Source organism: Actinosynnema sp. NPDC023794 (genome assembly GCF_040639675.1).
GTDB classification, from domain to species: Bacteria; Actinomycetota; Actinomycetes; order Mycobacteriales; family Pseudonocardiaceae; genus Actinosynnema; species Actinosynnema luteola.
The window spans coordinates 346,597-360,742 of the sequence record NZ_JBFAFR010000003.1; the positions used below are offsets into that span (position 1 = coordinate 346,597).

At 71.9% G+C, this 14,146-nt stretch carries 9 protein-coding genes and 1 tRNA gene; 7 read left to right on the forward strand and 3 right to left on the reverse strand.

All coding sequences use genetic code 11. The annotated features are described in order from the left end of the window. Positions 1-2 precede the first annotated feature (2 nt). The 4 genes from AB0H12_RS10200 (at position 3) to AB0H12_RS10215 (ending at position 5,324) form a co-directional block, all read left to right on the forward strand. Positions 3-1,055 carry an ADP-ribosylglycohydrolase family protein gene (locus AB0H12_RS10200; protein ID WP_499622290.1) on the forward strand — a complete coding sequence of 351 codons (1,053 nt, stop codon included), beginning with the start codon at positions 3-5 and terminating at the stop codon, positions 1,053-1,055. A 296-nt stretch (positions 1,056-1,351) separates the two neighbouring features. Next, complete coding sequence (locus tag AB0H12_RS10205; protein WP_230573183.1) at positions 1,352-2,050, forward strand: response regulator transcription factor; 699 nt, start codon at positions 1,352-1,354, stop codon at positions 2,048-2,050. After that, on the forward strand, positions 2,047-3,444 hold the full coding sequence (locus AB0H12_RS10210; RefSeq protein ID WP_499622291.1) for a sensor histidine kinase: 1,398 nt from the start codon (positions 2,047-2,049) through the stop codon (positions 3,442-3,444). The genes AB0H12_RS10205 and AB0H12_RS10210 overlap by 4 nt, the downstream gene beginning before the upstream one ends. A gap of 284 nt (positions 3,445-3,728) precedes the next feature. Next, positions 3,729-5,324: a vWA domain-containing protein gene (locus AB0H12_RS10215; RefSeq protein WP_499622293.1), complete on the forward strand. Its 1,596-nt coding sequence runs from the start codon at positions 3,729-3,731 to the stop codon at positions 5,322-5,324. Positions 5,325-5,473: 149 nt separating this feature from the next. Here AB0H12_RS10215 and AB0H12_RS10220 read toward each other — a convergent pair. Next, positions 5,474-5,549: transfer RNA gene (locus AB0H12_RS10220), tRNA-Thr, on the reverse strand. A gap of 282 nt (positions 5,550-5,831) precedes the next feature. On the opposite strand from AB0H12_RS10220, the gene AB0H12_RS10225 reads away from it, so the two are divergent. From AB0H12_RS10225 to otsB, 3 genes are all read left to right on the forward strand, one after another. After that, complete coding sequence (locus tag AB0H12_RS10225; RefSeq protein WP_499622294.1) at positions 5,832-7,169, forward strand: threonine/serine exporter family protein; 1,338 nt, start codon at positions 5,832-5,834, stop codon at positions 7,167-7,169. Between the two features lie 155 nt (positions 7,170-7,324). Further along, positions 7,325-8,761, forward strand: coding sequence for an alpha,alpha-trehalose-phosphate synthase (UDP-forming) (locus AB0H12_RS10230; protein WP_230573188.1), 1,437 nt, complete (start codon positions 7,325-7,327; stop codon positions 8,759-8,761). A gap of 61 nt (positions 8,762-8,822) precedes the next feature. Further along, positions 8,823-11,357: a trehalose-phosphatase gene (gene otsB, locus AB0H12_RS10235; RefSeq protein WP_499622296.1), complete on the forward strand. Its 2,535-nt coding sequence runs from the start codon at positions 8,823-8,825 to the stop codon at positions 11,355-11,357. Positions 11,358-11,406: 49 nt separating this feature from the next. Here otsB and radA read toward each other — a convergent pair whose 3' ends face one another. Next, entirely contained in the window at positions 11,407-12,771 is a 1,365-nt protein-coding gene (radA, locus tag AB0H12_RS10240; protein WP_499622297.1) for a DNA repair protein RadA, read from the reverse strand. 302 nt (positions 12,772-13,073) lie between these two features. Then, positions 13,074-13,844 carry a copper chaperone PCu(A)C domain-containing protein gene (locus AB0H12_RS10245; protein ID WP_499622298.1) on the reverse strand — a complete coding sequence of 257 codons (771 nt, stop codon included), beginning with the start codon at positions 13,842-13,844 and terminating at the stop codon, positions 13,074-13,076. Positions 13,845-14,146 lie beyond the last annotated feature (302 nt).

Sequence of the window (14,146 nt, forward strand, 5' to 3'; positions counted from 1 at the left end):
AAGTGCCGCGCGAGCCGTTGGACGTGGTCGACCGTGGCGCGGCGTGCCTGGTGGGCGGCGCGCTGGGCGATGCCCTCGGCGCACCCATCCAGTACCTCGGGTGGGCGGACATCCAACGGGACCACGGCCCGGAAGGTGTGCTGGCGCCGCCGCGCCCCGCGTTGGTCACCGACGACACCCAGCTCACCCTGTTCACCGCCGACGGCTACCTGCGCGCGTGGGTGCGCGGCCGGACCACGGGCGAGTGGGACCCGATCGAGGTCGTCTGGCAGAGCTACCGCCGCTGGTTGATCACCCAGCAGGTGGCCGCTCCCGAGCCCGGCGCCGTCGGCCTCGTCGGCGACGAGCGGCTGTACTCGAGCCGTTCGCCGGGCTTGACGTGCCTGCGCGCCCTGGCCGCCGACACGCCGCCGACGCCCGAGGAACCGCACAACGAGTCGTCCGGCTGCAACGGCGTCACCCGCACCGCGCCGGCGGGGTTCGCCCCCAGCGCCGAGATCGCCTACGACCTGGGCTGCCGGTTCGCCGCGCTGACGCACGGCGGCACCGGCGGCTGGGTGTCCGGTGGGGCGTTCTCGCTGCTCATCCACCTGCTGGCGGTGCGCGGGCGGCCGATGCGGGAGGCCGTGGACCAGGTCATCGGCCGGGTGCTGCGGGACGACCCGTACACGGCGAACACCCTCAACCGGGCCGTCGTCTTCGCCGACGAGCACAGGGCGCAGGGCTTCGAGTCGGTCCGGGTCGACCGCCTGGGCAGCGGCTGGACGGGCCCGGAGGCGCTGGCGATCGCCGTGCACACGGTCCTGGTGTACCCGAAGCGGTCGCAGTTCGTGGACGCCCTGCGCGCGGCGGCCAACCACTCGGGCGGCAGCGACGCCACGGCGGCGCTCACGGGCAACATCCTCGGCGCCCTGCACGGCACGTCGGCGTTGCCGCGCGACTGGCTCGCGGGCCTGGAACTGGTGGACCTGCTGACCCGACTGGGCTCCGACCTGGGTCGCTCGGTCACCGGCCAGGACTTCGACTTCGCCCGGTACGGCCCCGAAGACGGGTGAAGCCGGCCTCGGCACGCACGTTCCCGAAAGCGTGCGACCGAGGCCGGCTCTCCACGCGGTCTGCGCAGGGACACGCCCCGAGCGCGGAACCCGGCTGACCTGGCCGTGGAGCGGGAAAACCCGTGGCGGAACCGTAGCAGAGAGCGTGTGAGTCATCACAGCCGGCCCACCTCCTTAACCTTGTGAACCACCCCACCAGCCCTGTGGACGACCGCCGACCTGTCGCGAACCTGTCGAGTCGCTGTCGATGCGACCACGCCCGGGCCGCCGCGGGACCGGTGCCGCACCATGAGCACGTGGACAAGGGCGCTTCGGTTCGACTGCTCGTGGTGGACGACGAGCCGCACATCGCGGACCTCGTGGCGACGGTGGCGCGGTACGAGGGGTGGCAGGCGGTCACCGCCGGCAGCGGTGAGGCCGCGTTGCGGACCGCCGCCGACTTCCACCCCGACATCGTGGTGCTCGACCTGATGCTGCCCGACCTCGACGGCTTCACCGTGCTGGACCGCCTCCGCTCGGCGGGCGCGATGGTGCCGGTCGTGTTCCTGACCGCCCGCGACGGCACGGCCGACCGGGTCGCGGGCCTGACCCGCGGCGGGGACGACTACCTGGTCAAGCCGTTCTCCGTGGAGGAGCTGATGGCACGGCTGCGTGCCGTGCTGCGGCGCTCGACCGGGCCGACCTGGAAGCGGTCCGTGCTCAAGGTGTCCGACCTGGCCATGGACGAGGACACCCGAGAGGTGCGCCGGGGCGGGAAGCTGATCACGCTCACGCCCACCGAGTACGAGCTGCTGCGCTACCTGATGCGCCGCTCCCCCGCCGTGCTGACCAAGGCGCAGATCCTCGACCACGTGTGGGAGTACGACTTCGGCGGCCGGTCCAACGTGGTCGAGCTGGTCGTCTCGCACCTGCGGCGCAAGCTGGACGACGGCGGCGAGCCGCTGATCCACACCGTGCGCGGCGTGGGTTACGTGCTGCGGCGAGCCGCGGAGTGACGCGTCGGCGCCTGCGCCTGGGCACGCGCCTGGCGCTGGGCCTCGGCGCGCTCGCGCTGGCGGTGTTCGCCGTCGTCGGCACGGTGATGGCGCAGAGCATGCAGGAGTACCTGGAACGCCGGCTCGACGCGCAGATGGAGACGACCCAGGTCTCGCTGAAGAAGGACTTCGCCAAGAACGGCACGCTCAAGGGCGCGGCCTACGGCTGGTACTCGGTCGTCTACGACGTGCGCGACGGCACGGCCACGCCGAAGAACCGCGACGACCTGCCCGCCGACAACGCCGAGCTCACCGAGGTCGCGCTGCTGGTCGACGGGCGCGATCCCGTGTACCGGACGGAGTACCTGCACGGCGACGGCACGTACCGGCTGCGCGGGTGCGCGGTGTCCGACGGCGTGGTGCTGGTCAGCGCGGCGCCGATGAACGACATCACCACGACCGTGCGGCAGCTGGTGATCGTGGAGGTGGCCACGTTCCTGCTCGCGCTGGTCGCGTTCGTGGTGATCGGGCGGGCGGTGCTGCGGCGCGGGCTGCAGCCGTTGAGCGACATGGCGCGGACCGCGCACGACATCACGTCGCACGACCTGACCGACTCGGCCCGGCTGCCGGTGCGCGCGGAGGGCGGCGACGGCGGCGCGGAGGTCGAGGAGCTGCGCACGGCGTTCAACACGATGCTGGAGCACATCGACACGTCGCTGGCCGCGCGCACCGCCGCCGAGCAGCGGTTGCGGCGGTTCATCGCGGACGCGTCGCACGAGCTGCGCACGCCGTTGACGTCGATCCGGGGTTACGCCGACCTGTTCCGGTACGCGGCGGCGAACGCGCCGGAGGAACGCGAGGCGCACCTGGAGAAGCTGCGGTCGGAGGCGGCGCGGATGAGCGTGCTGCTGGACGACCTGCTGTTGCTCGCCCGGCTGGACTCGGCGGAGGTGGAGACGCCGTTGCGGGTGGCCGACGGCGACCTGGCGGCGTTGGCGAGGGAGGCGGCGGACGCGTTCCGCGTGGCCCGGCCGACCCACCCGCTGACGCTGACCGTGCCGGACGAGCCGGTGCGGTCGGCGTTCGACCCGCTGCGGCTGCGGCAGGTGGTGGACAACCTGCTCACCAACGCCGCCGTGCACACCCCCGCCGGCACGACCGTCTCGGTCTCCGTCGAGGTGCGGGGCGGATCGGCCGTGCTCCGGGTCGGTGACACCGGCCCCGGCATCCCACCGGCCGACCAGTCCCGCATCTTCGACCGGTTCTACCGGGTGGACGACTCGCGCACGCGTGATCGCGGCGGCAGCGGCCTGGGGCTGGCGGTGGTGCACTCCCTGGTCGCCGCGCACGGCGGCACGGTGGAGCTGACCAGCCGACCGGGCGCCACCGTCTTCACGGTGACCCTGCCCCGCTGACCGGCGTTCGACGACTCCGCCCACCGTCGGTGCCCGAGTCGACGGCGGGCAACGCGCGCCCGCACCGCCGGTAGGTCATCCGGTCGTACCGCGAAGGGCTGGAAGGTGGACCACCTCCCCACGGTGGCACGCGCGGCTTCCGTTTGCCGGCCGGAGAACCGGACGAAGTTGCTCTGCTCGGCCCGTATTCCGCCGATCCCCCGACCATCCGCCTCATGTGCCCGGACATCGGTGTCCGAGCTCCCGGACCCCCGCGTCCGGACGCGCGAGCGGAAAGAGATCCCATGCGTCGCTCACTCAGACGCGGCACGTTGCCAGTCGTCGCCGCCCTGATCGCCTCCGCAGTCCAGTTCACCTCACCGGCCGTGGCCGCCCCCGCCGCGGCAGCGCCGTGCGGCCCCCTCGACGTCGCGTTCGTCCTCGACGACACCGGCAGCATGGGCGGGGCCATCGCCAACCTGAAGACCGGCATCAACGCCATCGTGAACGACGTCGTCACGGCGTCCGGCGGCGACTACCGGCTCGGCCTGGTCACGTTCAAGGACAACATCACCGTCCACAACACCCTCGCGCCCGGCAACGCGGCGGCGGTGACCAACTACGTCACCAACACCCTCGCCGCGAGCGCGGGCGGCAGCGAGCCCGAGGCGTCCGACGAGGCGCTCAACACGGTCGTGAACAACCTGCCCGCGGCCGGCCGCCCGCAGAACGTCGACTTCGGCGGCACGTGGCGGTCGAACGCGATGAAGTTCGTCGTGCTGGTGACCGACGCCCGCCCCGGCGGGTTCGACAACGTGCACGCGGCCGTGGACGTCGCCAACGCCGCGCAGCGGGCGAACGACGCCCTCGGCAAGGGCATCAAGATCTCGCCGGTGTACGTGCCGACGTCGGCCGCCTACACCCCGGTGATCACGCCGATCATGCAGAACTACGCCTCCACGACCGGTGGCGTGTTCACGCAGACGACGGCCACGGGCGTGGGCACGGCGGACGCGATCCGCAAGCTCCTGTCGGACTGCCGGCAGACCGACGTGGTCATCCGCGACCAGGTGACCGACACGGGCGCCGAGCCGAACCCGAACGGCACGGTGTGGAACAGCCCGGACATCAAGGTCTGCCCGACCACCGCGGACTGCGCGGGCATCCAGCCGGTCGTCGGCGCGACCAACTACCTCCACGTGAAGCTGAACAACAACTCCGGCCTCGGCACGAGCACCGGCACGCTCAAGGTCTACCGCACGCCCGCCGGCGGCGGCACGACGTGGAACAACGTCACCAACGGCGACTGGATCGCCATCGGCCAGCAGGCCCTGTCCGTGCCCGCGGGCGGGACCGTGGCGAAGATCCCGTGGACGAACGTCCCGGGACCGGGGCACTTCTGCATCCTCGCGCGCTGGGTGTCGGCGACGGACCCGATGACGTTCGCCGAGGGTTCCAACACGGCGCAGAACACCAGGAACAACAACAACATCGCGTGGAAGAACTTCCAGACCGTGCGGGGCAAGGTGCTCCAGCCGGTGAAGTCCTGGTTCACCCTGGGCAACGCGACCGAGCGGGAGGTCAAGACCGACCTCGTGCTGACCGGTGAGAAGCCGGTGGCGGGCGCCGTGGTGATCGACCTCGGCCCGCGCCTGTTCGAGCGCTGGCGCGCCGGCGGCGGCCAGGCCGAGGGCGTGAAGCAGGTCGGCGAGACCGCGTTCCAGCTCGACCCGAGGAAGGCGGCGCTGTTCGGCGTGCCGCTGCAGCCCGGTGAGCGGTTCACCGCGGAGCTCACCTTCACCCCCGAGGCGCCGGGCGAGTACCTGACGAACCTCGTCCAGTTCGTCGAGGGCGAGGACCACGGCGGCGTGGCCTACCAGGTCATCACCGACCGCGGGTAACCCGCGCACGTGGTCGCGGCCCGTGCCGGCACGGGCCGCGGCCGTGCTCCAGCCGTGCGGTCCAGCCGCGGGCCGGACCACGACCCGGACCCGCTATGATCATGAAACTGCCCCCTGACCAGGTCTTTCCGGTCAGGGGGCAGTCGCTGTGGAGCCGGTGGCGGGACTTGAACCCGCAACCTTTCGCTTACAAGGCGAGTGCTCTGCCAGTTGAGCTACACCGGCGTGGCCCGGAGGCCTGGAACATCGTAAGCGCCCGCAGGGGGTGCCACCTGCGGCGAACGGTCTGCTCACGGTGGCCCCGCGTTGGTCCGACCGGAGGTCGCGGGTACCGTCCGGGTGGCCCTGGCGACCCGCAAAACCGCTGGCCAGCGGTATCAACAGCAATAAGCGCACAGTGATCGACTCACCTGGTCCAGGTACCCCGTCCAGGGGTGGCGCAGGACACAGCCTCGAATGTGACACGGTCGGGCGTGGCGGTCGGGCGAGTGAGGGAGGTGACGCCGGGTGCGGCTGTGGCGCCGGCGGTTCCAGCACGCGGAGCAGGCACGACCCGTCGAAGGTCCGTCCCTTCCGGACGACTCGACCGTCCACCTGGTACTCGACCTGGCGCTGCGGGTCGGCGAGGCGCAGATGGCCGGCGGGGCGGGCGTGGCCGACGTGACGGCCACCATCCTCGCGGTCACCACCGCGTACGGCCTGCCGAACACCGAGGTCGACGTGATCTACACCTCGATCACCGTCTCGTGCCACCGGGGCACGGAAGCCGCGCCCGTGACGACCATGCGCGTGGTGCGCGGGCGCAGCGTCGACTACACCCGGCTCGCCGCCGTCGAGGACCTGATCCGGCGGATCACCTCCAGCGGCATCACGGCGCCGGACGCGTCCGCCGAGATCGAGCGGATCAGCCGGGCCGATCACCCGTACCCCCGTTGGGTGGCCACGGTGGCGTGGGCGGGCATGGCCGCCGCGGTGGCGTTCCTGGTGGGCGGCGGGCCGGTGCCGGCGGCGACGGCGGCCGTCGTCACGGCGTTGATCGACCGGGTCGGCCGGATCCTCAACCGGCGCGGGCTGCCGTTCTTCTTCCAGCAGGTGGTCGGCGGCGCCCTGGCCACCTCGGTGGCGGTGGCGATGTACGCGACGGACCTGCTGCCGACCGTGCGGCCGTCGTTGGTGATCGCCACCGGGATCGTGGTGCTGCTGTCCGGGCTGTCGCTGGTCGGCACCGTGCAGGACGCCATCACCGGCTACCACGTCACCGCCGCCGGCCGCATGGTCGAGATCACGCTGCTCACCGCGGGCCTCGTCGCGGGCATCACGCTGACCCTGCGCGCCGGCGTGCAGTTCGGAGTCCGGACGAGCATCGCCGACCCGCTGCCGCCGCTGATCTCCGAGGTGCCGGCGCAGTTCGCGGCGGGCGCGGCCACCTCCGCCTTCTTCGCCCTGGCCAGCTACGCGCCGATCCGGGCGCTGCCGATGGCCGCCGTCGCGGGCGCGGTGGGCACGGCCGGTTACGGCCTGCTCGTCCTCACCGGCACGAACGCGATCACCTCCGCTGTCGTCGCGGCCACCGCGGTCGGCTTCATCGGCAAGATCATCTCCCGTCGCCTGGGGACGCCACCGCTGCTCGTCGCGGTGGCGGGCATGGTGCCGCTGCTGCCCGGCTGGACCACCTACCGCGGCCTCTACCAGCTCACCGCAGAGGGTGACGCGGCCGGCCTGTCGACGCTCGTGCTGGCCGCCGGCACGGCCCTCGCGCTCGCGAGCGGCGTCGTCCTGGGTGAACATCTGGGTCGGCCCGTGCGCACGGGCCTCGGCCGGCTGGCCGCCCGTTCCCGTCGTTGAGCGCCTGAACACAGCCTTTCCACGTGAGATCGCCCACCTGACGGACTTTCGTCAAGTCAACACAGTGTGACGGGGGTGACGACAGGGCATCCAACCTGCGCGTTCCCACTAACCTCGACGGTGGGCGAGACGAATCCCTTAGGAGGCGCTACCCGGTGAGCAGCATTGGCGAGAACGGCGCGGATTTCCTGGTCGTGGCCAACCGCCTACCGGTTGACCTGGAGCGCCTGCCCGACGGCACGCAACGCTGGAAGCACAGCCCCGGCGGCCTGGTCACCGCCCTGGAGCCGTTCCTGCGCACGCACAGCGGGGCCTGGGTCGGCTGGCCCGGCATCGCGGACGCCGAAGTGGACGCGTTCGAGGAGGACGGCCTCCAGCTGCACCCCGTGGCGCTGAGCGCCACCGAGGTCGCCGACTACTACGAGGGCTTCTCCAACGGCACGCTGTGGCCGCTCTACCACGACGTGGTCGCGCCGCCCGCCTTCCACCGGCGCTGGTGGAACGCCTACGTGCGGGTCAACCAGCGGTTCGCCGACGTGACCGCGAAGGTCGCCGCCCAGGGCGCGACGGTCTGGGTGCAGGACTACCAGCTGCAGCTGGTGCCGGCGATGCTGCGCGAGCTGCGACCGGACCTGCGCATCGGCTTCTTCCTGCACATCCCGTTCCCGCCGGTGGAGCTGTTCATGCAGCTGCCGTGGCGCACCGAGATCATCCGCGGCCTGCTCGGCGCGGACCTGGTCGGCTTCCACCGGCCCGGCGGCGCGCAGAACTTCCTGTGGCTGGCCCGCCGCCTGGTCGGCCTGGAACCGAGCCGCGGCGCGGTCGGCGTGCGCACCAGGCCCGGTGTCGTGCAGGTCGGAGACCGCACCGTGCGGGTCGGGGCATTTCCGATCTCGATCGACTCGGCGGGCCTCGACGCGCTCGCCCGCGACAAAGAAGTCCAAAAACACGCGAAACAAATTCGCGAGGACCTCGGGAATCCGAAGAAGATCCTGCTCGGTGTGGACCGCCTCGACTACACCAAGGGCATCGACGTGCGGCTGCGCGCGTTGCACGAACTCCTCGCCGACGGCCGCGTCGACCCCGGCGAGGTGACCATGGTGCAGCTCGCCACGCCCAGCCGCGAGCGCGTCGAGCACTACAAGCAGATGCGGGGCGAGATCGAGCAAGCCGTCGGCCGGATCAACGGCGAGTTCTCGACCGTGGGCCACCCCGTCGTCCACTACCTGCACCAATCGGTCAACCGACGTGAGCTGACCGCGTTCATGACCGCCGCCGACGTCATGGTCGTGACTCCGGTGCGTGACGGGATGAACCTGGTCTGCAAGGAGTACGTCGCCACGCGCTACGACCTCGGCGGCGCGCTGGTGCTCTCCGAGTTCGCCGGCGCGGCGGCCGAACTCACCAGCGCCTTCCTCGTCAACCCCCACGACCTGGACGGCGTGAAGAACGCGTTGGAAGCCGCCCTCACGCTGGATCCGGCCGAAGGCCGCCGTAGGATGCGCGCGTTGCGCCGCCAAGTCCTCACGCATGACGTCGACCGCTGGGCTCGATCGTTCCTTGATGCCTTGGGCACGCAGTCCACGATCTGAATCTGAATCAGTTCAGACCGACTATTACCGACCTTGTCCCACCGAGCATTGAGGAGGGGCGTTGACCGCCGAGGCCCTCCCCGCCGAACTTCGTCGTGCGATCGTGCAGTTGGCACGCACACCGCGCCTGCTGGTCGCCTGCGACTACGACGGGACATTGGCTCCGATCGTGGCCAACCCAGAGGACGCCCGCCCGCTGCCCGAGTCGGTGGGCGCGTTGCGCTCGCTGGCCGGTCTGCACGAGACGACGGCCGCGGTGATCTCCGGGCGCGCCCTGCGCGACCTGGCGACGCTGTCGCGCCTGCCGTCCGAGGTGCACCTGGTGGGTTCGCACGGTTCCGAGTTCGACGTCGGTTTCGTGCACGCGCTGGACGCTGACGCGAAACAACTGCACCGCCGCCTGGAATCCGAGTTGGAAGGGGTCGTCGCCGGCCACGAAGGCGTCGGCCTGGAAGTGAAGCCCGCGAGCATCGCGGTGCACGTCCGCCGTGCCGACCCCGCCGTGGGGGAGCGGGTTCTCCACGCCGTGCGCACCGGCCCGGCCACCTGGGACGGTGTGCAGGTCACCGAGGGCAAGGCCGTGATCGAGCTGGCCGTGGTGCAGACGGACAAGGGCCACGCCCTGGACGTCCTGCGGCACCGCGCGTCGGCGACCGCGGCCGTGTTCGTCGGTGACGACGTGACCGACGAGAAAGCGTTTGCCCGGCTGAGCGGGCCCGACGTCGGCATCAAGGTCGGCGACGGCGAGTCGCTGGCCGAGTACTACGTCGGCGACAGCGTCGACGTGGCCACCGTGCTGGCGTTCCTGCTGGAGGAACGGCGGGCGTGGCTCCACGGCGACCAGGCCGTGCCGATCGAGCGGCTGACCATGCTCGCCAACGAGCGGTCCGTCGCGCTGCTGACCCCCGACGCGCGGCTGAACTGGCTGTGCCACCCGGAGCCGGACTCGGCGGCGGTGTTCGCCGACCTGCTCGGCGGGCCGGCCGCGGGCCACTTCTCGATCAAGCCCGAGCACGGCTCGCTGCCCCTGGGCCAGCGGTACGTGCCGGGCACGATGATCGTGGAGACCCGCTGGTCGCGGCTGCTCGTCACCGACTACCTCGACCACGACCTGGCCTCGCACCGCACCGACCTGGTGCGGCGCGTCTCCGGCTCGACCAACGCGGTGATCACGTTCGCGCCGCGGCCGGAGTTCGGCCAGGTGCCGGTGCGGCTGCTGCGCGAGCGCGACGGCCTGCGGGTCGTCGGCACCTCGGACCCGATGGTGCTGCGCTCGCCCGGCGTCGACTGGCAGATCAGCTCCGACGGCATCCAGGAGACCGCGACGGCCGTCGTGCGTCCGCGCGAGGGCGCGCCGATCCTGCTGGAGCTGCGCTGCGGCACGGACGACCTGTCCGAGGCCACGCTCGGCGAGCCGGAGCGGCGGGCGCGGGCGGGTGCGTTCTGGTCGGACTGGGCGGCGACGCTCAAGCTGCCCCAGGTCGAGTCCGACCTGGTGCTGCGGTCGGCGTTGACGTTGAAGGGCCTGGTGCACCACGACACCGGCGCGATCATGGCCGCCGCCACCACCTCGCTGCCCGAGGAGCTGGGCGGCATCCGCAACTGGGACTACCGGTACTGCTGGCTGCGTGACGCGGCGCTGACCGCGCAGGCCCTGGTGTCGGTCGGGTCGCTCGGCGAGGCGGAGGCGTTCCTGGGGTGGGTGCACGGGGTGCTGTCGACCCTGCCCGGCCCGGAGCGGCTGCACCCGCTGTACACGTTGCAGGGCACCATGCTCGGCGCGGAGGCCGTCATCGACACGCTGCCCGGGTACGCCGGGTCGCGGCCGGTGCGCGTCGGCAACCTCGCCAACCAGCAGGTGCAGCTGGACGTGTTCGGTCCCGTGGTGGACCTGGTCGTGCAGCTGGCCGCCGCGCGCGGCTCGTTGACCGACAAGGACTGGCTGATGGTGCAGGCGATGGCCGAGGCGGTCGCCCGCCGCTGGCACGAGCCCGACCACGGCATCTGGGAGGAGCGGCACGCGCCGCGCCACCACGTGTACTCCAAGGTCATGTGCTGGGTGACGTTGGACCGGGCGGTGATGCTGGCCGAGCGGTACGGGCGCGAGGTCGACCCGTCGTGGCCGGTGCTGCGCGACACCATCTCCAACGACGTGCTCAAGCACGGGTGGAGCGAGGAAGCGCAGTCGTTCACCACCGCCTACGACGGCGACGACCTGGACGCGGCGTCGCTGCACGTCGGGCTGTCGGGGTTGATCGACCCGACCGACGACCGGTTCCAGGCCACCGTGACCGCGATCGAGGCCGAGCTCCGGTCCGGTTCCACGGTGTACCGGTACCGGCGTGACGACGGCCTGCCCGGCGACGAGGGCGGCTTCCACCTGTGCGCGGCGTGGATGATCGAGTCCTACCTGCTCACCGGGCGGCGCACGGAGGCCGAGGAGCTGTTCGCGCAGATGGTCGACGCGGCCGGACCCACCGGCCTGCTGCCCGAGGAGTACGACCCGATCGCGGAGCGTTCCCTGGGCAACCACCCGCAGGCGTACAGCCACCTGGGCCTGATCCGCTGCGCCCAGCTGCTGGCGGCCACGAAGTAGGTGCTCGTGGTGAGGACGGCGCCCCCGCGCGGAAGGGGGCGCCGTTCCGCTATTTCCGGAGGTTGAGCAGGTTCAGGGCTTCGTGCAGGTCGTTGGCGACGAGCGCGCGCGTGCCCTGCGGCAGGGGGCCCGCGTCCGGTGGCACGAGGGCCTTGGTGAAGCCGAGCCGGGCGGCCTCGGTGAGGCGGCGGCCGACGCCGTTGACGCGGCGCAGCTCACCCGACAGGCCGACCTCGCCGACCACGACGAGGTCGTGCGGCAGGGGCAGGTCGGTGGCCGCCGAGGCGACCGCCAGGGCCACCGCGAGGTCCACCGCCGGCTCGACGAGCCGCATGCCGCCGACGGTGGCGGTGAACACGTCCTTGTTGCCCAGCCCCACCCGGCCGCGCTTCTCCAGCACCGCCAGGACCATCGCGAGGCGGGCCGAGTCGAGGCCGCTCACCGCGCGCCGGGGCGCGGGCAGCGCGGTCGGCGTGACCAGCGCCTGCACCTCGCCCAGCATGGGCCGCTTGCCCTCCACGACGACCGTGACGGCGGTGCCGGAGACGGCTTGGTCGCGGCGGTGCAGGAACAGGCCGGACGGGTCGGGCACACCCGCGATGCCGTCGTCGCGCAGCTCGAAGCAGCCGACCTCGTCGGCCGGCCCGAACCGGTTCTTCACGCCCCTGAGCAGCCGCAACGTCGAGTGCCGGTCGCCCTCGAACTGCAGCACCACGTCCACCAGGTGCTCCAGCACGCGCGGCCCGGCGACCGAGCCGTCCTTGGTCACGTGGCCGACCAGCACGACGGGCAGCCCGCGCTCCTTGGCCACCGCGATCAGGCCGCCCGTGACGGCGCGGACCTGGCTGACCCCACCGGGCGCGCCGTCCACCGCGGGCGAGGACATGGTCTGGACGGAGTCCACGATGAGCATGCTCGGCTTGACGGCGTCCACCTGGCCGAGGACGGCGGAGATGTCGCTCTCGGCGGCCAGGTAGATCTCGTCGTGCAGGTTGCCGGTCCGGTCCGCCCGCAACCGCACCTGGCCCGCCGACTCCTCGCCGGTGACGTAGAGGCAGCGGCCGACCGACAGCGCCCACTGGTGCGCGACCTCCAGCAGCAGCGTCGACTTGCCGACACCCGGCTCACCCGCCAGCAGCACCACGGCCCCCGGCACGAGGCCGCCGCCGAGGACCCGGTCCAGCTCCAGGACGCCGGTCGAGACAGCCCGCGCGGACTCGATGTCGACCTGCGCGATGGGCCGGGCCTCACTGCTCGGCGCGCCCGCGAGGAACCGGGGAGCCGCAGCAATTCCCCGCTCCTCCACCGTGCCCCAGGCCTGGCACTCCGGACACCGCCCGACCCACTTGGCCACCTCGTGCCCGCACTCGGCGCACCGGTACGTCGGCTTGGCCACCCGTGCTGTCTTCGCCACACGCGGAGGCTATCCGCCACCCCCGACAGCACCGCCGGCCACGTCCGACCCGGCCACGTCCGCCTCACACCCGCGAGGGTCGAAGCAAAAGCTCAAAAGCACGTCCTCGCCGGACGGGCAGATCAGCAGGATGACGGGGTTTCGCGGCCATGCGCCGGTCTCGTCGTGGGTCCGGGGCCCGTGTCACCCCACCGGGTGAACCGCGCAAACCGAACACCCCCACAAACACCACAGGGCCCCACCCAACCCTGGGCAGGACCCTGCGCGACTTACGACTTGCGGCTTGCTGCGTGTCGTGCGGCTCAGTGCTCCGAAGGAGCGTCCACGCGCGGTTCGGTGGTGGCGCCGATCGGCAGCTCCAGGGTCACTTCGCCCGCCTGCTCGAACAGGAACGTGACCCGGATCGTCTCGCCCGGCCGCAGCGGCTTCGCCAGGCCCTTCAGCACGATCTTCACCACACCCGGCTCCGTCGGGTCCGCGGACGACGGCAGCTTCGTGCCCGTCGTCGGCGGGCTCGACACGGAGGTGCCGCTGCCCGACGTCGGCGTGCCCGTCGTGGTCGTCACCGAGCCCGTGCCGGACGGCGTGGTCGTGGTCGTGGTGGTCGTCGCGTGCGAGTCGGAAGGCTCGTGCGAGTCCGACGGCGCGGACGAGGACGCCGACTTGGTCGTCGTCGTGGCGTGGCTGCCCGCGTCGTCCTGGTCGGCCTCGGCGAGGATGGCCGACCCCGGCTCCAGCCGCGTGTCGCCGGCGATCTCGGCCGGCGCGGAGAACTCGCTGGTCACGCCCAGCAGCTTGTCCACACCGGTGCCGTTGTTGACGATCACGACCGTGATCGGCGCGTCGTCGCCCTCCTCATAGGCCCCGTGCGCGGCCGGGAACAGGAACTGCGCGTCACGGACGGCGATGGCTCCTACCTGCCCGTTGGCCCCGTTGACGACGGCCACCTGGGTGTCCGTCTGCGTGACCTGACCTGCGCTGCAACCTGCGGCGGCCAAGCCGAGGCCGGTCGCCAGGGCGGCCACGACGGCCAGGCGGCGCGGCGCTGGTGACTTCTGGAGTGCGCGACCCACGGCTGCTCGGATCCCTTCCCGGTGTGCTGACGAGGCGGGTCGTACCCGGTAGTAGCGGGTACGACCACCAGTCCAGGAGCCTAACCGGGTGCCCCCGGACCTGCGGCATGTGGTGCCCCACAGCGGGCCGCGACCCTCGCCCGCACGTCCACAGTGGAGCAAGATCGACCACGGGCGTTGCATGCGACCGGGTGATTTGTCAACCCCCCACGCGGCCCTGACCAGCGCTAACTGATCTCAACAGGCCGATGAGGGGATTGCTCGGCGTGTTAGGATGGGGTTAGCGAAAGGGGCAGAGGACA